We start from the raw sequence: 21,650 nt of genomic DNA, 5'->3' as shown, positions 1-21,650 counted from the left end.
TCTATATTGATGTGGTTTTCAATAAATATAGATACATTAATCCGTTTTATTTGATGGCTTTTCGGGTGATATTTAGTGCGAAAAAATATCTAGGAAGTGGTGATTCTGTTTTTAAGTTTTTGAAAAATGGGCGTTTTTTACTTGGAAGTGATGTCTGTGATGGCGGGCTTTGTAGAGACAATCTTGACTGTGAATCATCGAAATAGAGGTATGACGCGGCATCAGCTAGATCTTTTAGATAAGCTGAGCTGCGTCAGTAGAGGCTGTATAAGTTGCAGAGGATGTGGATAAATAGCTTGTCGTATCTCGTTACGAGCTTCTGGGGCGCTTTTTTCTAGGCTTATTTTTAGTTTTATGAAGTCCAAGCGCTTTTGCTCGAAGTTCTTTTTTAGATGGCTCACGTTTTTTCTGTGAATTGTTCGTATTGTTTATGTCTGGCTCGAATCCTGGTAGCCATTGAAGAATAAATTGCTCATCAACGAGCTTTTCTATGTCTTTGAGCAGATACTTTTCTTTTTCAGACACAAGACTAATTGCCAAGCCTGTTGCACCCGCGCGGCCTGTTCTACCGATACGATGAATATAATCTTCTGCGTTATAGGGAAGCTCATGATTAATGACATACTGAAGTTGTTCTATGTCTATTCCTCGTGCGGCCACATCGGTCGCAACTAATGCCCGCACTTTGCCTGCTTTAAAATCAGCAAGCACTCGATCTCGAGCACCTTGGGATTTGTCTCCATGGATAGATTGGGTTGGAATGCCGTCTTTCTGCATTTCTTTGGCTAATTCATCTGCTCCTTGCTTGGTGCGAGTGAAAATAAGAACTTGTTGCCAATTTTTAGAGCCAATGAGGAAGGATAAAAGGCTGCTTTTACGATTATTATCGACAGCATAAAAAGTCTGCTCTACTTGGGGTGTTGTCGTATTACGGTTATCCACTTCTATGAGCACAGGGCTTTTTAATAATGATTTACTTAATTTGAAAATGTCATCATTAAAGGTTGCTGAAAAGAACAATGTCTGTCGGCTTTCAGGGAGTTTTTTTAAAATTCTTTGTATATCAATAATAAAGCCCATATCCAGCATTCGGTCGGCTTCATCAAGTACCAGTGTTTTTAATGAACTCAGATCAATAAGCTCTTTCATCAGTAATTCTAATAAGCGGCCAGGTGTTGCAACTAGAACATCACAGCCACATTTCAGTGCAGTAATCTGTACATTAATGCTGGCTCCGCCATAAGCCACAACAGATTTTACTGGTAAGTCATGGCTGTATTTAACAAAGCTTGAATGCACTTGTTGTGCAAGTTCTCGAGTTGGAGTAAGTACTAATACTTTAATTTTATCCGCATTAACTGAGTTTGTTTCTGAGATAATGTTATGAATTAGAGGTAAAGAAAATGCGGCAGTTTTCCCTGTTCCTGTTTGAGCACCAGCCATAACATCTTTATTTTTAAGAATCAGTGGAATAGTTGATTCTTGTATTGGCGTAGGGGTTGCATAACCAATTGAATTAACGACGGATACAATGTCTTGAAGCAAGCCAAGGTCAGAGAAGTTCATTTTATACTCTTTCTATTTGGAATTATTAACACTAAACCAAAAGATTATAACGCATTGTTTTAAGTCAAGGTAACGATTTAAATACAAAATTCCTCCACATTTAACTGGTATTTTCTATTAATTGTGAGCAATATTCATGTGATTTAAATTTATGCTTCTAGGAAAGGGTAAAATGACACTTCAATCTAGGTTTTTAATCTCTATAACCATCATATTTTGCCTTACAGGTTTTTTTTCCTGGGTATCGATGAAAGTTCTAGCCGAAGATATTATTTCTAATTGGGTTGAGATTTATGCAGAAAAACAACTTCGATATGACAAAGTGCGTACACTTTTACCTCTGATTCAAGAAGTAGAGCTTTCTAAAGAGTTTGCTGAAATTGACTCAATTAAAAATTGGGCAGATGATCCTAATAATCAAGCATTAAAAGAAACCGCATTAGGTGATGCGGAAGAATTTCGAACGAGATTCTCTGATAATTCATTTTTTATTGCCCTTAAAAAGAACAATAACTACTACTATCGTGACGATGAAGCCGAGAAGTCAGGCATGGATTCATACCGTTATACGCTTGATCCTAGCAAGCTTGAGGATGCCTGGTTTTATAGCATCATGAAAATTAATCTAAGCGTCCACCTAAATGTAAACCCCGATGTTGAGTTAGGCGTTGTTAAATTATGGAGTGATGTCTTAATACGAAAAGGGAACGAAATACTGGGTGTTGTTGGTACTGGTTTAGATCTTTCTGATTTTCTAGATCAAATGGTCGAAAAGCAAGATATTTACTCAGCAATATTTTTTACTAATTATGAAGGCTCTATACAACTGCATCAGGAAGAAGCCTTGATTGATTATGCTTCTATTACAAAGCAATCAGAAGATAAGAAATTAATATTTCAGATATTAGATGATGAAGGTTCAAAGACGCACTTAAGAAATAGTTTCCAATTGGCAAAGGAAACTCCTAACTCTGTTAAAACAGCCGTTGTTTATAAAAACGGTGTTAGAGAACTGGCTAGCGTTATTTATATACCTGAAATAGACTGGTTTCAGGTGAACTTTATTGATGTTGATTACTTCTTACCTTGGACAGAATTTTCTAGTTTATTTTTTGTATTTATTATTAGTTTAGTTATTGCTCTGATTGTAATTTATCTACTTATAAAGTTAATCGTGACTAACCCCATAAAAGAGCTTGATAACTCTGTTTGTGCTCTTAAAAGAAATGAAATATTAGTACCGGAGATAAATAAAAGAGCAGGCTTAGAAATAAAGAATTTAGTATCTCACTATAAAGAGATGTCGGATTCAATTCTAGAATATCAAAATGAACTTGAGAATAAAGTAGAAGAGCGTACTAAAGCATTGAGTTTATTGTCCCAATTAGATCCACTTACAAGTTTGTATAATCGAAGAGGCATTGAATTATACCTTAACGAATACATGCGTCAATGGAACGAGTCGAGACAAGCGTTTAGCATTATTAATATTGATATAAATGATTTTAAAATCGTTAATGATAAATATGGTCATGCAATAGGCGATGAAGTGCTTAAGAAAATATCAAACTATTTAAAAACCACTCTTTTAGGAAAAGGTGAAGTATCACGTTGGGGCGGTGATGAGTTTATTATCACAATTAAACATCTTGAAAGCCATACGTTTTCTAATTTATTAGATCAGTTAATTAATGACAGTCGATCATTAAGTGTGAAATTAAAAAATCAGGAATTAATTATTAAATTTAGTGTGGGTTGTACATCAGTAAAAGAGAATGACACCATCGAAACTATGTTAAATAGAGCTGACAAAGATATGTATTCAATGAAGTTTTCTGATAATTAGAATGCATTAAACAAGACGGAGAAGTTAGTAAAGAAAGTGCAAGCGATTGATTTTCAACAATAAGTCCATACTGAATACGTATTCTTCTTACTAGAATCAGAAATTTTTGGAGCAATTGAAAATGAATGCAACAGATAACCTATTATTTAACCCTGTAAAACTGGGCGATCTAGACCTGCCAAATCGCTTTGTCATGGCGCCACTTACGCGAACTCGCGCGCCCAACCATCTACCAAATGCTTTAATGGCAGAGTATTACTCTCAACGTGCTAGTACAGGTTTATTGATCGCCGAATGCACAATGGTGACAGAAAACACGTCCTCTTTTGGTGCTGATCCTGGCATTTACTCTCCAGAGCAAATTGAAGGTTGGAAGTTAACTACAGAAGCTGTACATAAAGCCGATGGTCGTATTTTCCTCCAGATTTGGCACGCAGGCCGAGCTGCTCACCCATTATTAAATGGTGGTAAAGAGCCTGTTGCACCAAGTGCGATTGCCATCGAAGACGAAACTCACACACCAGAAGGTAAAAAGCCTTACACAGTGCCTCGTGCATTAACTGTTTCTGAGATCAAAGCCATCGTAGGTGATTTCCGCCAAGCGGCAGTAAATGCTAAAGAAGCAGGCTTTGATGGTGTAGAAATTCACGGTGCGAATGGCTATTTAATTGATCAGTTTTTACGAGACAGCGCCAATCAGCGTACAGATGAATACGGCGGCTCATTCGAGAACCGTGCTCGTTTCTTAAGAGAAGTCATTGAAGCGGTTACTGAGGTGATGGGTAACGGCCGAGTAGGCCTTCGTCTTTCACCATTAAATAGCTTCAACAGCATGAAAGACAGCGATCCAGTTGGCTTGATCCGTTATTTAGCGGATATGTTGAACAACTACGATTTGGCGTATTTGCACTTAATGCGTGCTGATTTCTTCGGCTTACAGCAAGCGGATGTCGTTCCTGCCGCTCGTGAAGTATATAAAGGTCACCTGATGGTGAACATGGGTTACAGCCCAGAAGAAGCACATCAAGTCTTGGAAAATAAGCAAGCAGACAGCGTGGCGTTCGGTACCAGCATTTTGGCGAATCCAGATTTCGTTGAGCGTGTGAAACAAGGAGCCGAGCTAAACCAGCCAGATCAAACCACTTTTTACACTCCAGGGGAAAAGGGTTACACAGACTACCCGTTTTTGAACGCGTAAATTAACTCTACTCATTATGACAAAGGCCAAGGCTCCATTAAAAGAGCCTTGGCCTTTTTGGTTGCGTGATCAATTCATTTGAATCTAGCCTGGCATTTTTTCATAGCAAGGAACGTCATTTATCACCTTGTCCCAATTACCTTTGCTGTCTGTGAAAATATGCGCTTGCGGTAAAATTTCAACGTCAGAATCTAAGCATCCCGCTGGCACAGTGACGATGTCTCGTGCTTCCACATAAATAGGCACTAATGAGCTACAGATTGAACAAAACTGGCGAGCGAAGTTGGTGTCTGGATGTTTATAGAAACTTAGTTTGTCTTGGCCAGATAACCATGTCAGTGTTGCGCCAGGTGCGAATAAGTTTGAGCAATGGGCAGAACCTGAAGATTTTCGGCAGCGGCTACAATGACAAAGGAAGAACTTCTTAAATTCCCCTTTTACCTCAAATTTAACCGCGTTGCATAAGCAAGATCCAATGTGTGTTTGCTCCATGTCATTTCCTCTTCTGTGTCTTTTCTATAGATTCTACGGCTTAGCGCCATCATGGTTGTGGCAACAATATCTATGTACTTTATACATTTATTATCGATTGCAACACCAGCTTGAATTTTTATGCTAACTTGAATTACATAAAGAATAGTTATGCATTTGGGTATGCTATATTTAAGCACTATAAATACAGCCTTTGGATTCTTCAAATTGAGTAGAAAGGAAGAAGGATTTCGAAGGGAACATTCTTAGTATCTATTAGGTTATAGATACGGATAATTAGGCCAAGACCTTTAATGTTTAATACACTTGTTGGGCGACTGTACTTTCTTTCTGGGCTGGTTGTCGCCTCCTTTTATTTATTCATTTATCTGAGCTTTGACTACAGCCGAGTCATTGTAAAAGATGAACTTCTTAAAGCAGCCCAACTGGTTTCCCATCAAGCGGTGGAGAATCAGGAGCATCTTGTCGAATCGACGGAAGCTTTTCTAACCTCTTTGGCTTCTTTGCCTCAAATCCAAAACCCAGATTCCGAATTATGCCGAGAGTTCGTCAGTAACATTACTCCCTTATTTGAGCGATATGTGAACATCGGTGTGCCGAACAAACAAGGCATATTAACCTGTAACGGCACGGAGCTTAGCTCTCCAGTAAACGTGAACGATCGAGAGTATATTTCTAAAGCCATCACAGAACATCGATTTACAACCAGTGGCTTGCACTATGATCGAGCCATTGGTGCGCCAGCGATCAATTTCGCTTATCCCGTCAAAATAGAGTTATCCACAGAGGAAATCGCGGGCGCTGCTGTTGCTGTGGTGTCATTGGATTGGTGGAGCGCATTATTGAGCAGCAGTAAGCTGCCCGACCAAAGTGTGGCTTATGTATTAGACAGTGAGGGAAATGCGCTTGCGAGTTTTCCCGATGGTGTTGAGTTTGAGCAACCAAGCTCTTTCGATTCCATTTGGAAGGGAAGTGATGACGTCAACAGAGTATTTACCAAGCATCAAGTATTAGGTTCGGACGGTCTTGTCTTATTGTCCTTCATCACTGGTGTGGCGGTAGATGAGCCCCTTTCTCGCGTAAATAATCGCTATACATTTATTGTTGTTGTCTTCTCGGCTTTGGTGGTGGTGATCTTATTGCTGATGAGAGTGTTTTTTGTGGGCGCCATCGCAAAGCCTCTTCATAAACTCTCAGACTTAGCATTACGCCTAGGTAGAAATGAGATTATTGGCACAGTGCAGCCGATTGGCATTAAAGAAATGGATGACTTGCAAGACAGTTTTGTGGAAATGGAAAAACGCAAATCGGAAGCGGAACGCAGGATTATATTGCAGGCGCAAATAGATAGCTTAACAGGCATCACAAACCGAGATGCTTTTAATCGAGCTCTAACAGAGGTCTTTAAAGTAAACGATGGTCGTGAAGAAATTGCCATTGTTCTGATCGATTTAGATAACTTTAAAGAGATCAATGACACTCGTGGTCATGAAATTGGTGACGAGATATTGAAGGTGACAGCCTCTCGTCTAATTAATCAGCTTCTGACGGCAAAATTGCTTAGCCGCTTAGGTGGAGATGAATTTATCTTTATCTTAGAAGGTGATGAAGCGAAAGAGCATGATGCTTTGGCTTTGTGTGACAGAGTGCAAAATATCATCAAACAGCCGATTTTGTTGGAGCACGGTGAAGTTATGCTGACGGCGAGCGTTGGTGTATCCATTTACCCACATGATGGCCAAGACGTAAGAAGTATATTAGGCGCTGCTGACCAAGCGATGTACCACGCAAAGCAAAGTGGTCGCAGTACGACTCGTCGTTTTAATAAAGAGTTAAAAGACGACCTGATTGCCAAGATGGAACTGGCTCAAGATCTTAGAGAAGCGATTCTCAACGAAGAGTTTTATCTGCTTTATCAGCCTATTCTCAATAAGAATGGCGATGTTATTAAGTTTGAAGCGCTTATCCGTTGGCAACATCCAACGAAAGGTTTGGTTCCGCCTGATCAGTTTATTACTTTTGCTGAAGAATCCGGCCAAATCATCGAAGTCGGTCACTGGGTTATTCAAGAAGCAAAACGTGCTTTGAAAGCCATTCAAGAAGTACACGGTAAACATGTTCAAATCAGCGTGAATGTCTCGCCAGTGCAACTGTCTCAATACCAAGGTGAAAAAGGCCAGTTATTAGAAGAGCTATTGGCAGGAAACTCTGATGAGCAAGATGCGCAAGCGCAAAATGGCTTAGTAGTTGAGATTACTGAAAATCTATTGATGAACTCCGACGAGAGTACCCGCAATGCGTTATTGGCCTTCAGGGAGCAAGGTGTTCAGGTCGCTTTGGACGACTTTGGAACTGGGTACTCTTCTCTTGCTTACATCATGAACTATGATATCGACTACCTCAAAATCGACCAGAGTTTTGTGCAAAAGCTAGAGGACGAAAAAGCCTCACAAACCTTATGTGAAGCCATTATTTCAATGGCTCACGCACTTGGTGTTGCCGTGATTGCTGAAGGGGTTGAAACCCAAAAACAAGCGGATCTGTTGCTTGGTTACCATTGTGATTATCTGCAAGGCTTCTACTTCTCTAGACCTATTCCGTTGGATCAAGCTCTACGCTATAAACGAGAAAAATAACTTGGAAAAGGCGTGCTATTAACGAACAGCGCGCTTGACCAAAGTGAGACAAGACACAATGTATAACAGCGCGATTAAAGCGGACATGAGTGCTGGTGATGCGCCCCAGTGTAGGCTGATCGGACGAATCATAATCAAGCTAAAAGCCACCGGAATAATCAATAAAAACATACGCCCGATACTTAATGTCACCGTGTAGCCTTCATCGCAAGATGAGCAAGGTTGTGGGCGGAAAAAGCTCTTTTTGAGTGAAGAAAAAGGCAACTTAGATTGGCAGTGTGGGCACTTCATAAAACAAACCTAACATTTATTACAGAGATATATTGTACTTCAAAGTGTGCATGACTCAGTTAATGCATACAAGCGTGTATCGTCTTTTTGTAAGTCGCTTAACTATGAGCGATCAAATCATTGATCGCTTTTGAGATCAGGTCAGGTTTGACCAAGGTATTCTCTACTGGTTGCTCGAACCAGAATCCCATTGGCTGATCAAAGCCAATACCGTGCATGTAGTTATAGAGTGCTTTGCGCAACCCTTCGCCGAGCATTTCATGGTCTGTGCCCGTTGGATCAGTGAAGTCCACGTCGTTTTCAGCGAATAAAATATCGGGCCGTTCAGCGAGCGTGATGCCATATTCATCAGGGTTAATGCCAATTGGACTGTGCGCTGTAGCGGCGAAGCGATGCCAAAACGCGGACTGAAAACAACCTTGTGCCATCATCTGACGTACCATTTCTAATGCATCAATGGTTTCTTGCTCTGTTTGAGTCGGGAAGCCGTACATCAAATAGGCATGAACCAAAATGTCTGCGTCACTGAAGGCTTTGGTCACGCGAGCTACTTGCTCGACGCTGACGCCCTTTTTCATCAATTTAAGTAATCTGTCTGATGCCACTTCCAAACCGCCACTGACGGCCACACAGCCAGAATCTGCCAATAATTGACAGCGTTCTGGAGTGAAGGTTTTTTCAAAACGAATGTTGCCCCACCAACTGATCACGACACCACGTTCGATAAGGCGCTTTGCTAAAGCGAATAAGGCTTTTGGTGGTGCAGCTTCATCGACAAAGTGAAAGCCAGTTTGTCCCGTTTCTTCGATTAACTCTTCGATTCGATCCACCAAAATGTCTGCACCCGCAGCGTCGTAACGGTCGATGTAATCTAGCGTCACATCACAAAAACTGCATTTTCGCCAATAACAACCGTGAGCAATCGTCAGCTTATTCCAGCGTCCATCGCTCCAGATTCGATGCATAGGATTGAGCATTTCGCATAAAGAAAGGTATTCGCCTAATGGCAAGCCGTCGTAAATAGGCGTGCCCACATCGGTTTGTGGAATATCGTGGAGTTCGGTGTTTTCATTGTAATGCACATATTGTTCGCCGTTTTCGTCTTCCGCGAGGAAATAGGTTCGCACCAAATCGTCTATTTCTCGCTGTCCGTCGAAGTATTCCAGCAAGGTCATAAACGGGCGTTCGCCATCGTCTAAACAGATGAAATCAACAAACTCAAAGACTCTTGGGTCTTTCAAGGCGCGGAGTTCGGTATTGACGAAACCGCCACCCATCACAACAGGAAGATCCGGGTTAATCGCCTTACAGGTTTGAGCAATTCGCAAAGCGCCTAACACATTGCCAGGAAAAGGAACGGTGAGCGCCACAACACTAGGTTGAGTTTCTTCTAAATACAGTTCAACCAATTGTTCTAGAATCTCAGAACTGAAACTCGGTTCATCCATTAAGGTGTTATAGAGGTCATCAAAGCTTGGATTGGCGGCGGCAAGGCGTTCACCATAACGGCTGACTTCAAAGTAAGGGTCAACACCCTGAGTAATCACCGCAGACAAATCATTGATAAACAAGGTCGCCAAATACTTGGCTTTGTCTTGCAGCCCCAAACTGCCAAACGAGGTTTTTAGAATGTCGCCAGACACAGCTTCCATCTGTGCAATAGCATCGAATGCAGGGCCTTCCGGCAGGAAGCGACGAGACACAATACGCAACGCAAGGCTTGGGTCTTTGCCCTGTAGAAAACGAATGACAGGCTCAACACACAGGCGATAGCGGTCAAATTCCGCCATAAAAGTGTAGATAACATCTGGTAGTTCATCGTCTTCAAATGCCTCGAAATTATCTTCCACATGCTGACGAATAATATCCAGCGCCGGCATGGTCATCATCTCAAGAAAAAGCTCAATGGCAGGGTCACGCTGCACCGCTTCATAACCACGAGAGCGCAAAAAGCCGGTTAAATACGCGGTCGCTGGATACGGCGTGTTTAGCTGCGTCATTGGTGGCGTCATTAGAAGAACGGTCATGGCTTACCTTGGTATTAAATAGAAATTAGAATGGCGAGGATTCTAGCACTTTACCTCAAAAAGAGGGCAGAACCTTTTACTCTAGAATGGCTTTTAGGTGGCTGCTGCCTAATTGTTGCATTTGCCGCTCAACCCAAATCACCCTTTGACCAAGATAAAAGGTCAATGCATTGGCTTGTCTCGTACGAGGGCTTGGCAACATAACGGCTAATCGCGCGGCTTGGTTCTTGGTTAAGCGACTTGCTGAGCGTTTGAAATAATACTGACTGGCTGCCTCGACACCATAAATGCCTTTGCCAAACTCTGCCACGTTTAAATAAACTTCTAATATGCGCTTTTTGCCCCAAATGACTTCGAGGCCGAGAGCTAAAGAGGCTTCAATTCCTTTACGAACAAAGCTTCGCCCAGGCCACAGAAAGAGATTCTTCGCTGTTTGTTGGGTAATGGTACTTGCCCCACGAAGTCCTTCGCCATCGCCATATTTATCAAGGGCTTTGCGGATCGAAATGAAATCAAGGCCGATATGAGATGGGAAACGTTGATCTTCAGACGCCACGACGGCCAAAGGCATGTGAGCTGGAAGCTCGTCTATACTGATCCAATCCTGTGAAACCGGATAAGGGCTTTGCAACATAAACGCCGTTGTCGGCAAAGGAACAAACCGAAACAAGAATAAAACCAATATCAAAATCAGTGCTGCGCGCCAGATGACAAACCATATCCAACCGAAAATACTTCGTTTACGCTTTGCCATTTAGAGTCTCTTCATCGATTTAACGAGGCTTGTGCCAGTGATAAACATAAGTATAAACAAAAACCGACTTATGTTGACTCAGAAAGTGCAATACAACTACAGGTCCTGACGCTTTCCTTGTCGTTTACAACGCTCAGAACAATATTTTACCTGCAGCCAATCACGCTCCCACTTCTTACGCCACGTAAACGGACGCTGACAGACAAGGCAAATCTTTTCGGGTAGATAAGGTTTTTTATGAGGCATAGATTGAGTTACGCAAACTTGGCTGATTGGGATTAGTTACTTACTAAGTAATCAAGAATAAGTTAAGCGCCTCATTGGGGTGTTTTATAGACCTATTCTTAATATTTCTTATGGACAGCCGACTTGCATCATCTTCACAGTTTTCTAGGGGCGTATTGTCTTCGAGGTGTTCTCGCCAATAACCATCAGTGCTGAGTTGTAATTCATCTTGTTTTTCTAGCGAGAAGTTTAAAAAGTCAGGTTGCTGAAAACGCCGAGCTTTTAATGATCGAGTGAGTAAATGTGGGTTGCGTAGCTCGTTTGGTATAGCCGTTATTTGGTGTTGATTTGTCAGGTTATGCGGTTTGTTAACCCATTGGGCTTCGTGGGCTGCTGAAGTGCCTATACGACAGTCACCGAGCCAGATAATGTTTCCTTTTAATGTATTTAAATTTATCTCTGCGAGACAAAAACTGGCGACTTCGAGCCGGAAGTTTTGCTCTTTTAGTGCTTCATGTTTTTCTTTTAGTCGGTGAATTGCTTCGGGTTCTGAATGGAGATCGAGTTTACTTAGGAAAGTATGAGCCAATGACGTTACCCAATGTTCTGAAAAAGCATTTGGGTTGGTGCCTTTCTCGGCAGCATCCATTATGACGATGACAAGCTTGTTATTTCTTATACCTACCGCGACAGCATCGTTGTTGCTTTGGCGTGTATTTCCTTTTCGGCTGAGCCAGTCAATATCCATATTGTATGCCCTATTATGAAATGGCCGTTAAGCATTCGTAGATAATGTCTTCCCGTTCTTGATTACCGTTTGTGATGTTTTGCACGGCATAATCAAAGTCGCTAATTGTCATCAGTGTTTTAATCTCTTGGGCTATGTAGGTTTTAACGTCTTCTGGCGCTTTTTGAATTTCAGTAGCTAGCCTTTCCCTGCCATCAACTAGATTAAGAAGATCTTCGATGTCTTGGCTACCTAATGGGTCTTGATTTCCTCTCCCATTGTAAGCTTCAAGTTTTGTTGCAACAAAAGCGATAGGATTGACTATTCTAATCGAAAGCTTTTCTTCTAATTCATAATCGATGGCAGATTCCATTGCGTATTTGTACCAACGGTTACTAAAACCAAGAATAGTTTCGTCATCGGGCATAATATCTACTCGTAGCTCGCCTAGTTTCATTGCGCAAATAGGCCAGTCTTCCTCGATGAGAGGTGTTTCTTTGAAACCTTTTGATTGTAGTTGTGATTTTAGTTGACTGTATCCTCCATAGCCTATTACGCTAACAATCAGATCGACATCTTCGGTATGTCTTACTTGTTCGACTGTGTATTCATCTGTGACCAGCAAAGCTGTCGTGCATCCACCGACAAAGGTTACTGTTTCTCTTAATTCATTCAATGCTAAGGCGACTTGCTTTAGCATTTCTTTTTGAATGTCTCTTGCGCTCATTGCTTACTCCAAAAAAATTTTAGCTTTTCCTTTGCTATGTTAGCTTCCCGCGCATTACCTAATCGTATGGAGTCGATTAGGGCTAGCATGGCATACATGTCTGGATCTTTTCTTACTGCTAGAGTCGCTGATTTAAATAAGGGCTCCACCGCTTGCCCTTTATTTGTGCCTCTTGCATCTGGCCACACAGGAATGAGCTCTCCAGAGCTTACAATATCATCTTGTAAAATAGGTGCGGAAAATGATGTACCTATACCTCTAGTAACTTCGCCAAGCTTGGCAGGAAAAATATACTTAATGCTTGAAGTTATAAGTTCAAATAGAGCTTTTTTATTGGCTCTCGGCACGTCAAACAGTCGATCTTTTTTAGCTAAGCCTATGTCTATGCAGCGCCTTAGTGATTCGCTTATTTGGGTTTTGCTTATGCCTGTTTCTGCCTGGAGGTTGCGAGTAGTGTAAGCAAAATCACGGAATTCACTGTCTATTATAGGAAAGAATGTATGCTGGCTAATGTTGTCGTTATGACTTTCCCAGTCTTGCCAATCGTGGGGCCATGTGAATATCCCTCTATCTTGTGAAGAAGAGTTCTCTTGGTGCTCCAATGAAATTAGCTTTAATAGTAAGCCTATATCTTGACTTTTCATGGTTTTATATACCTCCCTTGTCCTGTGTCCCGGGACAAAGGACAAGCTTTATATATATTTATTAATATTGCAAGAGGTTTTCTTTTTCGTAAAAAAGGCTTTTGATTCCTCAAAAGCCTTTCTGTGTTTCTCAATAATCTGACCCCTTTTAGTCCGAGTGCCTAATGCGCTTCGTCCCAGTTGTCTCCAACACCTGCTTCTACCAGTAAAGATACGTCGATTTTGCTGCTGTTTTGCATGATGTCGACGATTTTAGTTTGTGCGGCGTCTAGGTCTTTTTCAGCGATTTCGAAGATGAGTTCATCGTGTACTTGCATGATCATTTTCACGTTTAGGTCTGTGCTTTGTAGCCAGTCGTGCATTTTGATCATGGCGCGTTTGATGATGTCGGCAGCGGAGCCTTGCATCGGCGCGTTGATCGCGGTGCGTTCCGCGGCTTGGCGCATCATGGCGTTGCTGGCTTTGATGTCTGGCAAGTACAAACGACGACCATAAATGGTTTCCACGTAGCCTTTTTCTTTCGCGCCTTCGCGGGTGTTTTCCATGTATTGCTGTACGCCTGGATAACGTTCGAAGTAGCGTTTGATGTATTTCGCGGCTTCTGGTCGGCTGATATCCAGCTGTTTCGCGAGGCCAAAAGCAGACATGCCGTAGATCAAACCAAAGTTAATGGCTTTGGCGCGGCGGCGCTGTTCGGTTGTCACTTCGTCTAAGGCCACTTCAAAGACCTCGGCAGCGGTGGCTTTATGTACATCAGCGTCTTTGGTGAAGGCATCGAGCAAGCCTTTGTCTTGGGACAAATGCGCCATGATACGAAGTTCCACTTGAGAGTAATCAGCCGCGAGCATTTTGTAGCCAGTTGGTGCGATAAAGGCTTGGCGAATACGACGACCTTCCGCAGTACGAATCGGGATGTTCTGCAAGTTCGGATCTGTCGATGACAAGCGGCCTGTGGCGGTAATCGCCTGATGGTAAGACGTATGAATGCGACCTGTTTTCTGGATCATTTCTGGTAGCTTGTCTGTGTAAGTCGATTTCAACTTAGACAAACTACGGTGCTCCATGATCAAACGTGGCAATTCATAATCTTGCGCCAGTTCTTGCAAAATAGGCTCGGCAGTTGATGGCTGGCCTTTTGGCGTTTTCTTGATAACAGGCAGTTCGAGCTTTTCAAACAAGATGACTTGCAGTTGTTTTGGCGAGCTCAAGTTGAAGCTTTCACCGGCCACTTCGTGGGCTTTTATCTCCAGTTCTTGCAATTTAGCGGCAATTTCACTGCTTTGAGCGTGCAGAAGTTCTGGGTCAATCAAGGCCCCCGTTTGTTCCATGTTTGCCAAGACAGGAATAAGAGGGCATTCAATGTCTTTAAAAATGCTGATCAATTCTGGCGTTTTTTCTACTTTTGGCCAGATGGCTTGATGAAGGCGTAGGGTAATATCGGCGTCTTCTGCGGCGTAAAATGCCGCTTCTTCTAGGTCGATTTCATTGAAAGTTTTCTGCTTCTTGCCTTTGCCGGCTAATTCTTCAAAGCTGACGCAAGTGTGACCGAGGAATTTCTTCGCCAACGTGTCCATGTCATGACGAGAGCTCACGGAGTTGTACACGTAAGATTCCAGCATGGTGTCGTATTGAATACCGCGAAGCGTGATGTCGTAGTTATTCAGTACGTTAGCGTCGTATTTAAGGTGTTGGCCGACTTTCGCTTTGCTGTCGTCTTCCAACCAAGGTTTGAGCTGTTCTAACACCCAATCACGGTCAAGCTGCTCTGGTGCGCCTTCGTAGTCGTGGGCAAAAGGCACATAAGCCGCAATGCCCGCTTCCACCGAGAAAGACACGCCAACCAATTCTGCCGCCATGTAATTTAGGCTGGTGGTTTCTGTGTCGAACGCGGTTAATTCAGCGTTTTGGATTTTGTCTAACCAAGTATTAAATGCTTCTTTGTCCAAGACAGTCTCGTAGTTCACTTCGATATTCGAAGCCACTGGTGCGTCTACTTGTCCTTCTGTGCTGTCTTCGGTGTCACTTGAAACAAGGCTGTCAGAAGGCGCTTTGTCTAAATCTTTGAGCCAAGTTTTGAATTCCAGCTTTTCGAACCACTCACGCAGAACGTCTTTGTTCATGTCGCCGTTTTTCAGTTCTAATGAATTAAACGGTAATTCCACATCGCATTTAATTGTCGCTAATAAATAGGACAGCTCGGCCATGTCTTTGTTGTCTTCCATTTTTTGCTTCATGGTTTTGGAACCACGGAAGCCCAAATCGGCAATTTCATCTAAACGTGTGTAGATTTCTTTGATACTGCCCAAACCTTGCAACAAGGCTAAAGCGGTTTTTTCGCCAACGCCCGGAACGCCCGGAATGTTGTCCACTTTGTCGCCCATGAGCGCGAGGTAGTCGATAATCAATTCTGGTGGAATACCAAACTTGTCTTTCACGCCTTGAATATCCATCACAGTATTGTTCATGGTATTCACAAGGGTGACTTTCTCTGTCACCAATTGCGCCATGTCTTTATCGCCTGTGGAAACAATGACTTCGCGTCCAGATTCGCCCACTTGTTTGGCAATGGTGCCGATCACGTCGTCCGCTTCTACACCATCAATAATGACCAGCGGCAAGCCCATGGCTTCCACCATGCGATGAATCGGCTCGATTTGTGGACGTAAGTCGTCAGGCATTGGCGGACGTTGTGCTTTGTATTCGCTGTAAATGTCATCACGGAAGGTTTTGCCCTTGGCATCAAAGATGATCACCATTGGCGAATCTGGGTAGGTTTTGATCAAGCTGCGGATCATACTGATCACACCGCGGGTGGCGTTGGTTGGATGTCCATCACTGGTGTGCATTGGTGGAATAGCGTGGAAAGCTCGGTATAAATAAGACGAGCCGTCTACCAAGATCATAGGTGTGTTCTGTGTTGAAGAATCCGTAGCCAAAATAAAACCTCTGTGTGAATCGGCGATTATTGGCTTCTATTCTATGTGTTTGAGATTATTTTTATAGTCTAAAAGACAACTAATACGAATTGACCTTTTGCCGCTTATTGTGGAGCATAGGCGTTTTCGTCATCGCTTTATCTTTTGACTGTCTATCGAGTCTCTTGATCATAATTATAGGTAATACAACTTGGCTGTTTACACATCCCTTTCTGATTCTGACATGCGTGCCTTAGTGGCCGATTATTATTTAGGTGAACTGGTTTCGTTCCAAGGTATTTCAGGCGGTGTTGAAAACACCAATTATTTTCTGAATACCACCACAGGAAAGTATGTGGTGACCTTGTTTGAAGAATTTGATTTAGAGGAAGTGCCTTACTTTTTGGATGTTGTCGCGCATTTGAAACACAAAGGTTTTAATGTGCCAGCGGCCTTAATTGATATTCATGGTGAGCGATTACGCGAAGTGAATGGTCGCCCAGCGATTATTGTCGATTGTTTTCCCGGAAGTGAATTAGAGAGTACGGATGTTATCTCTTGTCGAGCAATGGGCGAAGCTTTGGCGAAATTACACATTGCTGGGGAAGATTTTCCTGAGCATCGTGATAGTCATCGTGGTGTGGCTTGGTGGCATAAAACCAGCAAAGCCATTGCATCTGAATTAGAGCCAGAGCAAGCGCAATTGCTACTGTCGCAAATCGCTGAGTTTGATGCCTTTATTGCCGAGCATGAGAACTTACCGAAAACCACGATTCATGGGGATTTGTTCTACAACAATACCTTGTTTGAAGGTAAGGCTTTGTCGGCGATTATCGACTTCTATAATGCTTGCCACTCTTGGGTGATGTATGATTTAGCCATCGTCGTGAACGATTGGTGTACGGACGTGGAAACAGGCGAATTGGACATGCCGAAATATCGTGCTTTGCTAAAAGCTTATTTGCACGAAAGGGAAGTCACTGACGAAGAAGTCATGGCTTGGCCTTATATGCTGCGGATTGCGGCGTTGCGTTTCTGGTTGTCTCGCTTAGAGGCTTGGCACGGTGCAAAACACGACCCAGAACGCCTCGCACAGCAACATGATCCGCTCGAATTTCAACGTATTTTAGAAGCGCGTGTTCGATATACGCCAAGCTTGGTGGAATAAAATGATTCGTCTTTGGTTGTGTCTGTGTGTTTTGTTTGCTGGTAATGCGGTTGCTCATCCTCACGTTTGGGTGGATTCGCAATATCGAGTCACGGTTGATCAACCAAATATAGAGATTTTAGAGGGCACATGGAGTCTCGATCTTTTTACCTCGACAAGCCTGATTGCTGAATACGATGTGAATGCCGATGGTGAACTGACTGGCCAAGAAAAGCTCGACATGATCGATGTGATGCAAAGCTTTGATACTTATGGCTATTTCATCAAGATGAAACAAGACGGTCAGGATATAAAACCAAAGGATGTGCGCATTCTAGACGTTCGCATTCGCGATCAAATGCTTTGGATTCGCTTTGGTATTTTGCTACCTGCACCAGTTGATCTATCCACTTCTGTACTGAGTTTGGCTTATGGCGATGATGAATTGTATTTCGCTATGGAACCATTGGAAGAAGGTTTGGTGCGTTTGTCTGGTATGTCTGCCGAAATGTGTACACCGATTCAGCGCGATGCAGAAGAAACATCCGTCGCTTTCTGGGTCGATTTAAGTTGCCACTCATAAGCCAAGATTCTATTTCTTAAGGAAGATTTCAATGATAGAGCATTTTCAATGGTTACCCTTTTTGTTGGCAATTTCTGTTCTCACTATGAGTCCAGGCGTAGACACCATTTTGGTGATGCGTAATGCAGCACAGGGTGGCTGGCGTTTAGGTTTCCTAACCAGTTTAGGTATTTGTATGGGATTGTTTGCCCATGCCACTTTGTCAGCTTTAGGCTTGTCGGTGATTTTATTAGGCTCCGCGGGCTTATTCACAGCGTTTAAACTCTTGGGTGCAGCGTATCTTGTGTATTTAGGCGTGCAGGCGTTACGCAGTGTGATGAAGCCTGTAGGAATGACTTTTACGGACAAAAGTGCGTCGAAGCCATTAACCGCGTGGGGTGGATTTCGTCAGGGAATTTTATCCAACGTATTGAATCCAAAACCGATTATTTTTTACATGGCATTTTTGCCGCAGTTTATCGACCCAAGCTATTCTGCTTTGGGGCAATCTCTGTTTATGGCGTCTCTTCACTTTATTATTGCGATGGCGTGGCAAACGTTTCTTGCGCTTATGGTGCATAAAGCACGAGTTTGGTTGGCAAGACCAAGAGTAGCGCAGGTTTTAGACGGCTTAACTGGCTTGTTGTTGGTGGGCTTTGGTGTAAAACTCGCCTTAAGTCAGCGTTGATTTTGTAACAGGGCTTCTATTGGCTTCTCCTTGTGTTTTAGTTGTTATATCATAACAAAACATACTTTAACCAAGTGAGAGCCTGTTATGGCGAAAAACGCCGTTTTTATCTTTCTTTCTTTTTTGCTTTTCCAATCTCCTCTTTATGCCGCGGTAGACTTATCGTTTTATCAGGATTTTATTCAATGGATTATTGGTCAACAGGCAAACTTTCATCGTGAATTAGTAACCTTGGTGCGCGCGATCAGCAAAGAAGGCAGCGCGGCTTTGTTATGGGGACTGATTACCACAAGCTTCTTTTATGGTGTATTTCATGCGGCGGGTCCCGGCCACGGTAAAGCGGTGATTTCCGCTTACATGCTTGCCAGCAAAGCGCCGCTACGTCGCGGTATCAGCTTGTCGTTTTTATGTGCTGGTGCTCAAGGTATCATGGCTGTTCTGGTCATTGTTGTATTAAGTCAGGTGTTTTCTTTAGCTGGAAAGGCCATGCAAATTAGCCGTTTTTTTGAAGTGGCTAGTTTCGCTGCTGTAGGCTTGATTGGCGTTTGGATGCTGACGCGTTTATTACGTGGCAAATCCAGCTGTGGTCACGATCATTCTAAAGATCATTTGCATGAGCACGGTTCAGAGCATAACCATTCACACGGTCATGATCATGATCATTCAGATCACTCACATGACCACTCTCATGATCATTCGCACGGTCATTCTTGTTGCTCTCACCATGAACAGCAAGCATCAGAGGAAGCAAAAACCGCTCGCCGCAGTATCTGGGCGATGACTTTAGCGGTTGGCATTCGCCCTTGTACTGGGGCGATTCTGGTTTTGTTGTTTTCTTTGAGCACAGGAATTTTTCAATGGGGGTTGGCCGCGACATTTGCTATGTCATTGGGGACAGCCATTACTGTCGCCACGTTAGCAGGCATCAGTGTCTTTGTTCGTGATACTGGCTTTGTATTGAGCCGAGAACACCAAGTTTGGCGCCAAAGGGTATCTCGCGTATTTGGTTTTATTGCGGCATTCGCTTTGATCGTTATCAGTTGTTCCATGATTTGGAGCTATATCAGCAATGCAGGGAGGGCGTTTTAATGAGTAAAAACACGTCACAAGATCACACGCATCACCATAATCATAATGTTTGCATCGATAGTGCTTTGGCGACGGCTGAAACACTATGTGTAGAACAGGGTCAACGTCTTACTAAAGTGCGTCGTCGTGCTTTAGAGCTGATCTGGGAAAGCCACCGACCGCTAGGTGCTTATCAATTATTGGCTAAGCTGGCAGAAGAAGGGTTTAACTCGGCTCCGCCAACGGTTTATCGCGCCTTGGACTTTCTAATCAACGCCGGATTGATCCATAAAGTGGAATCAATGAATGCCTACTTAGGTTGTGCACATGCGGATAAAGAGCATAAAGGCTACTTCTTGATTTGTGATGATTGCCACAATGTTATGGAGTTTGATTACCAAGATATTCACGCTGCGCTTATTGCTAAAGCCTCCAAGCAAGGCTTTGAATTGCGTGCTGAAACGATTGAATTAACGGGCTTGTGCTCTTCTTGTAAAGACGGTTCTGCGGGAGCAAGTGCGTGAATAACCAGCTAGTCGCTTTTGAAAAAATTGGTATCTCATTTGACGGAAGAACCCTGCTAGACAGCATTGATATGAGTATCAGCGAAGGAGAAATTGTCACTTTGATTGGCCCAAACGGCAGTGGCAAAAGTACCTTAATCCGAACTCTCTTGGGCTTGCAGGCGGCAACTTCAGGAAAAGTGATACGACATAAAGCATTGCGAATTGGTTATATGCCGCAAAAGCTGCACGTTGATCCAACTTTGCCATTAACTGTTAAGCATTTTTTGGCTTTGGTGCGCGGCGTTGATAAGCGTGACATTCTTCCTACGCTGGAAAAATTGGGCATTGCTTATTTGCTTCACTCACAAGTTCATGTGTTATCCGGTGGCGAGACTCAACGTGTTTTATTAGCGCGTGCCCTGTTAAATAAACCTAATCTGCTTGTGTTAGATGAACCTGTGCAAGGCGTGGATGTGAATGGTCAGGTTGAGCTTTATAACTTAATTGAAGGCATTCGTGACGAGCTAGGTTGCGGTGTGTTGATGGTGTCCCATGATTTGCATCTAGTAATGGCGAAGACGGACACGGTTGTGTGTATTAACCAACACGTTTGTTGTTCTGGCAGCCCGCAGCATGTTACGGGTCATCCGGCCTATCAAGCTTTGTTTGGTGTGCCTGGTGCAGACGAATCCATCGCGATTTATGCCCATCAGCACGACCATGTTCATAGCGAGCACGGTGATATCCTTTCCGGCGATGAAAACGCTCACGCCCATTGTAACCATTAAGCCCTACCGAGTTTGGAGTTCGTAATACCATGTTAGATCTTTTGTTCAGAGCCTTAATCGGTGGATTGGGTGTGGCGGCCGTTGCTGGGCCTTTGGGTGCGTTTGTTGTTTGGCGTCGCATGGCTTATTTCGGGGACACTTTGGCTCACTCTGCCTTGTTGGGTGTGGCGCTTGGCTTTTTGTTTGATATTAACTTAAACCTTGCGATTATCGTTTTATGTGTCGGCTTGGCGTTGGTTTTGGTGACGCTACAAAAGAAACACATTATTGCGACGGACACATTATTGGGTATTTTAGCGCATTCTGCTTTGTCTCTGGGCTTAGTCGCAGTGAGCTTTCTCGATAATATCCGAATCGACTTAATGGCGTATTTATTCGGTGACTTATTGGCTATTAGTCAAGTTGACGTTTATTGGATTTACGGCGGTGGTGTGGCTGTGATCAGTTTGCTGATTGCCTTTTGGAAGCCTTTATTAGCTATGACAGTTAATGAAGAGCTGGCGAAAGTGGAAGGTTATCCAGTGGAATCCATCCGTTTGTTATTGATGTTGTTGGTGGCTTTGGTGATTGCCGTTGCCATGAAAATTGTCGGCGTATTGCTGATCACTTCTTTGATGATTATTCCGGCTGCAACCGCTCGTAAGCTGTCTAAAACGCCGGTTCAAATGGCGTCCATCGCCAGTATTATCGGTTGTTTCTCTGTCTGCGGCGGCTTGTGGGCGTCTTATCAGTGGGATACACCAACTGGGCCAAGTGTTGTTGTTTGCGCTGCACTTCTGTTTTTAATTGCCTATACCTCTCCAATACAGCGAAAAATGTAGCGGAATATATTGTTATTTTTCG

Annotated in this window: 20 protein-coding genes; 10 read left to right on the top strand and 10 right to left on the bottom strand. The window is 43.2% G+C overall.

The window, feature by feature from the left end; translation table 11 throughout:
* Window positions 1-309 precede the first annotated feature (309 nt).
* Window positions 310-1,566: a DEAD/DEAH box helicase gene (locus AC0L46_RS07815; RefSeq protein WP_473507060.1), complete on the bottom strand. Its 1,257-nt coding sequence runs from the start codon at window positions 1,564-1,566 to the stop codon at window positions 310-312.
* A 172-nt stretch (window positions 1,567-1,738) separates the two neighbouring features.
* On the opposite strand from AC0L46_RS07815, the gene AC0L46_RS07810 reads away from it, so the two are divergent.
* A complete protein-coding gene (locus tag AC0L46_RS07810; protein WP_473507058.1) occupies window positions 1,739-3,412 on the top strand; it encodes a GGDEF domain-containing protein in 1,674 nt (557 codons plus the stop codon).
* Between the two features lie 121 nt (window positions 3,413-3,533).
* Entirely contained in the window at window positions 3,534-4,610 is a 1,077-nt protein-coding gene (locus tag AC0L46_RS07805) for an alkene reductase (protein ID WP_414681473.1), read from the top strand.
* An 84-nt stretch (window positions 4,611-4,694) separates the two neighbouring features.
* Here AC0L46_RS07805 and AC0L46_RS07800 read toward each other — a convergent pair whose 3' ends face one another.
* On the bottom strand, window positions 4,695-5,102 hold the full coding sequence (locus AC0L46_RS07800; protein WP_473507056.1) for a GFA family protein: 408 nt from the start codon (window positions 5,100-5,102) through the stop codon (window positions 4,695-4,697).
* Between the two features lie 293 nt (window positions 5,103-5,395).
* Here AC0L46_RS07800 and AC0L46_RS07795 point away from each other — a divergent pair, with 293 nt between their 5' ends.
* Window positions 5,396-7,738, top strand: coding sequence for a bifunctional diguanylate cyclase/phosphodiesterase (locus tag AC0L46_RS07795; RefSeq protein WP_473507054.1), 2,343 nt, complete (start codon window positions 5,396-5,398; stop codon window positions 7,736-7,738).
* An 18-nt stretch (window positions 7,739-7,756) separates the two neighbouring features.
* On the opposite strand, the gene AC0L46_RS07790 is transcribed toward AC0L46_RS07795, so the two are convergent.
* The 8 genes from AC0L46_RS07790 to polA form a co-directional block, all read right to left on the bottom strand.
* Window positions 7,757-8,029 carry a hypothetical protein gene (locus AC0L46_RS07790; RefSeq protein ID WP_414681470.1) on the bottom strand — a complete coding sequence of 91 codons (273 nt, stop codon included), beginning with the start codon at window positions 8,027-8,029 and terminating at the stop codon, window positions 7,757-7,759.
* A 98-nt stretch (window positions 8,030-8,127) separates the two neighbouring features.
* Complete coding sequence (locus AC0L46_RS07785; RefSeq protein WP_473507052.1) at window positions 8,128-10,056, bottom strand: B12-binding domain-containing radical SAM protein; 1,929 nt, start codon at window positions 10,054-10,056, stop codon at window positions 8,128-8,130.
* A 76-nt stretch (window positions 10,057-10,132) separates the two neighbouring features.
* Complete coding sequence (gene mtgA, locus AC0L46_RS07780; RefSeq protein WP_473507050.1) at window positions 10,133-10,810, bottom strand: monofunctional biosynthetic peptidoglycan transglycosylase; 678 nt, start codon at window positions 10,808-10,810, stop codon at window positions 10,133-10,135.
* Between the two features lie 96 nt (window positions 10,811-10,906).
* Window positions 10,907-11,056, bottom strand: a complete 150-nt coding sequence (locus AC0L46_RS07775; protein ID WP_473507048.1) for a DUF2256 domain-containing protein — start codon at window positions 11,054-11,056, stop codon at window positions 10,907-10,909.
* 43 nt (window positions 11,057-11,099) lie between these two features.
* Window positions 11,100-11,783, bottom strand: a complete 684-nt coding sequence (locus AC0L46_RS07770; protein ID WP_473507046.1) for a hypothetical protein — start codon at window positions 11,781-11,783, stop codon at window positions 11,100-11,102.
* Between the two features lie 13 nt (window positions 11,784-11,796).
* On the bottom strand, window positions 11,797-12,489 hold the full coding sequence (locus tag AC0L46_RS07765; protein WP_473507044.1) for a hypothetical protein: 693 nt from the start codon (window positions 12,487-12,489) through the stop codon (window positions 11,797-11,799).
* Window positions 12,486-13,133 carry a hypothetical protein gene (locus AC0L46_RS07760; RefSeq protein WP_473507042.1) on the bottom strand — a complete coding sequence of 216 codons (648 nt, stop codon included), beginning with the start codon at window positions 13,131-13,133 and terminating at the stop codon, window positions 12,486-12,488. The genes AC0L46_RS07765 and AC0L46_RS07760 overlap by 4 nt, the downstream gene beginning before the upstream one ends.
* A 161-nt stretch (window positions 13,134-13,294) precedes the next feature.
* Window positions 13,295-16,036 carry a DNA polymerase I gene (gene polA / locus AC0L46_RS07755; protein WP_473507119.1) on the bottom strand — a complete coding sequence of 914 codons (2,742 nt, stop codon included), beginning with the start codon at window positions 16,034-16,036 and terminating at the stop codon, window positions 13,295-13,297.
* A gap of 223 nt (window positions 16,037-16,259) precedes the next feature.
* On the opposite strand from polA, the gene AC0L46_RS07750 reads away from it, so the two are divergent.
* The 7 genes from AC0L46_RS07750 (at window position 16,260) to znuB (ending at window position 21,628) form a co-directional block, all read left to right on the top strand.
* Window positions 16,260-17,216: a homoserine kinase gene (locus AC0L46_RS07750; RefSeq protein ID WP_473507040.1), complete on the top strand. Its 957-nt coding sequence runs from the start codon at window positions 16,260-16,262 to the stop codon at window positions 17,214-17,216.
* A 1-nt stretch (window position 17,217) separates the two neighbouring features.
* Window positions 17,218-17,778: a DUF1007 family protein gene (locus AC0L46_RS07745; RefSeq protein ID WP_317005694.1), complete on the top strand. Its 561-nt coding sequence runs from the start codon at window positions 17,218-17,220 to the stop codon at window positions 17,776-17,778.
* Window positions 17,779-17,809: 31 nt separating this feature from the next.
* On the top strand, window positions 17,810-18,445 hold the full coding sequence (locus AC0L46_RS07740; protein WP_317005695.1) for a LysE family translocator: 636 nt from the start codon (window positions 17,810-17,812) through the stop codon (window positions 18,443-18,445).
* Between the two features lie 87 nt (window positions 18,446-18,532).
* The gene (locus AC0L46_RS07735) at window positions 18,533-19,534 is read left to right on the top strand and encodes a nickel/cobalt transporter (protein WP_473507038.1); all 1,002 of its coding nucleotides are present in this window, start codon (window positions 18,533-18,535) and stop codon (window positions 19,532-19,534) included.
* Window positions 19,534-20,037: a Fur family transcriptional regulator gene (locus AC0L46_RS07730; protein WP_317005698.1), complete on the top strand. Its 504-nt coding sequence runs from the start codon at window positions 19,534-19,536 to the stop codon at window positions 20,035-20,037. The genes AC0L46_RS07735 and AC0L46_RS07730 overlap by 1 nt, the downstream gene beginning before the upstream one ends.
* The gene (gene znuC, locus AC0L46_RS07725; protein WP_473507036.1) at window positions 20,034-20,807 is read left to right on the top strand and encodes a zinc ABC transporter ATP-binding protein ZnuC; all 774 of its coding nucleotides are present in this window, start codon (window positions 20,034-20,036) and stop codon (window positions 20,805-20,807) included. The genes AC0L46_RS07730 and znuC overlap by 4 nt, the downstream gene beginning before the upstream one ends.
* A 29-nt stretch (window positions 20,808-20,836) precedes the next feature.
* A complete protein-coding gene (gene znuB, locus AC0L46_RS07720; RefSeq protein ID WP_414681459.1) occupies window positions 20,837-21,628 on the top strand; it encodes a zinc ABC transporter permease subunit ZnuB in 792 nt (263 codons plus the stop codon).
* Window positions 21,629-21,650 lie beyond the last annotated feature (22 nt).

The organism is Marinomonas sp. 15G6-16 (assembly GCF_055809555.1).
This window is presented reverse-complemented; position numbering and strand designations above follow the sequence as displayed.

Coding starts and splice junctions, on each gene's coding strand:
- AC0L46_RS07815 (WP_473507060.1), bottom strand. CDS start 1,566: ATGAACTTCTCTGACCTTGGCTTGCTTCAAGACATTGTATCCGTCGTT.
- AC0L46_RS07810 (WP_473507058.1), top strand. CDS start 1,739: ATGACACTTCAATCTAGGTTTTTAATCTCTATAACCATCATATTTTGC.
- AC0L46_RS07805 (WP_414681473.1), top strand. CDS start 3,534: ATGAATGCAACAGATAACCTATTATTTAACCCTGTAAAACTGGGCGAT.
- AC0L46_RS07800 (WP_473507056.1), bottom strand. CDS start 5,102: ATGGAGCAAACACACATTGGATCTTGCTTATGCAACGCGGTTAAATTT.
- AC0L46_RS07795 (WP_473507054.1), top strand. CDS start 5,396: ATGTTTAATACACTTGTTGGGCGACTGTACTTTCTTTCTGGGCTGGTT.
- AC0L46_RS07790 (WP_414681470.1), bottom strand. CDS start 8,029: ATGAAGTGCCCACACTGCCAATCTAAGTTGCCTTTTTCTTCACTCAAA.
- AC0L46_RS07785 (WP_473507052.1), bottom strand. CDS start 10,056: ATGACCGTTCTTCTAATGACGCCACCAATGACGCAGCTAAACACGCCG.
- mtgA (WP_473507050.1), bottom strand. CDS start 10,810: ATGGCAAAGCGTAAACGAAGTATTTTCGGTTGGATATGGTTTGTCATC.
- AC0L46_RS07775 (WP_473507048.1), bottom strand. CDS start 11,056: ATGCCTCATAAAAAACCTTATCTACCCGAAAAGATTTGCCTTGTCTGT.
- AC0L46_RS07770 (WP_473507046.1), bottom strand. CDS start 11,783: ATGGATATTGACTGGCTCAGCCGAAAAGGAAATACACGCCAAAGCAAC.
- AC0L46_RS07765 (WP_473507044.1), bottom strand. CDS start 12,489: ATGAGCGCAAGAGACATTCAAAAAGAAATGCTAAAGCAAGTCGCCTTA.
- AC0L46_RS07760 (WP_473507042.1), bottom strand. CDS start 13,133: ATGAAAAGTCAAGATATAGGCTTACTATTAAAGCTAATTTCATTGGAG.
- polA (WP_473507119.1), bottom strand. CDS start 16,036: ATGATCTTGGTAGACGGCTCGTCTTATTTATACCGAGCTTTCCACGCT.
- AC0L46_RS07745 (WP_317005694.1), top strand. CDS start 17,218: ATGATTCGTCTTTGGTTGTGTCTGTGTGTTTTGTTTGCTGGTAATGCG.
- AC0L46_RS07740 (WP_317005695.1), top strand. CDS start 17,810: ATGATAGAGCATTTTCAATGGTTACCCTTTTTGTTGGCAATTTCTGTT.
- AC0L46_RS07735 (WP_473507038.1), top strand. CDS start 18,533: ATGGCGAAAAACGCCGTTTTTATCTTTCTTTCTTTTTTGCTTTTCCAA.
- AC0L46_RS07730 (WP_317005698.1), top strand. CDS start 19,534: ATGAGTAAAAACACGTCACAAGATCACACGCATCACCATAATCATAAT.
- znuB (WP_414681459.1), top strand. CDS start 20,837: ATGTTAGATCTTTTGTTCAGAGCCTTAATCGGTGGATTGGGTGTGGCG.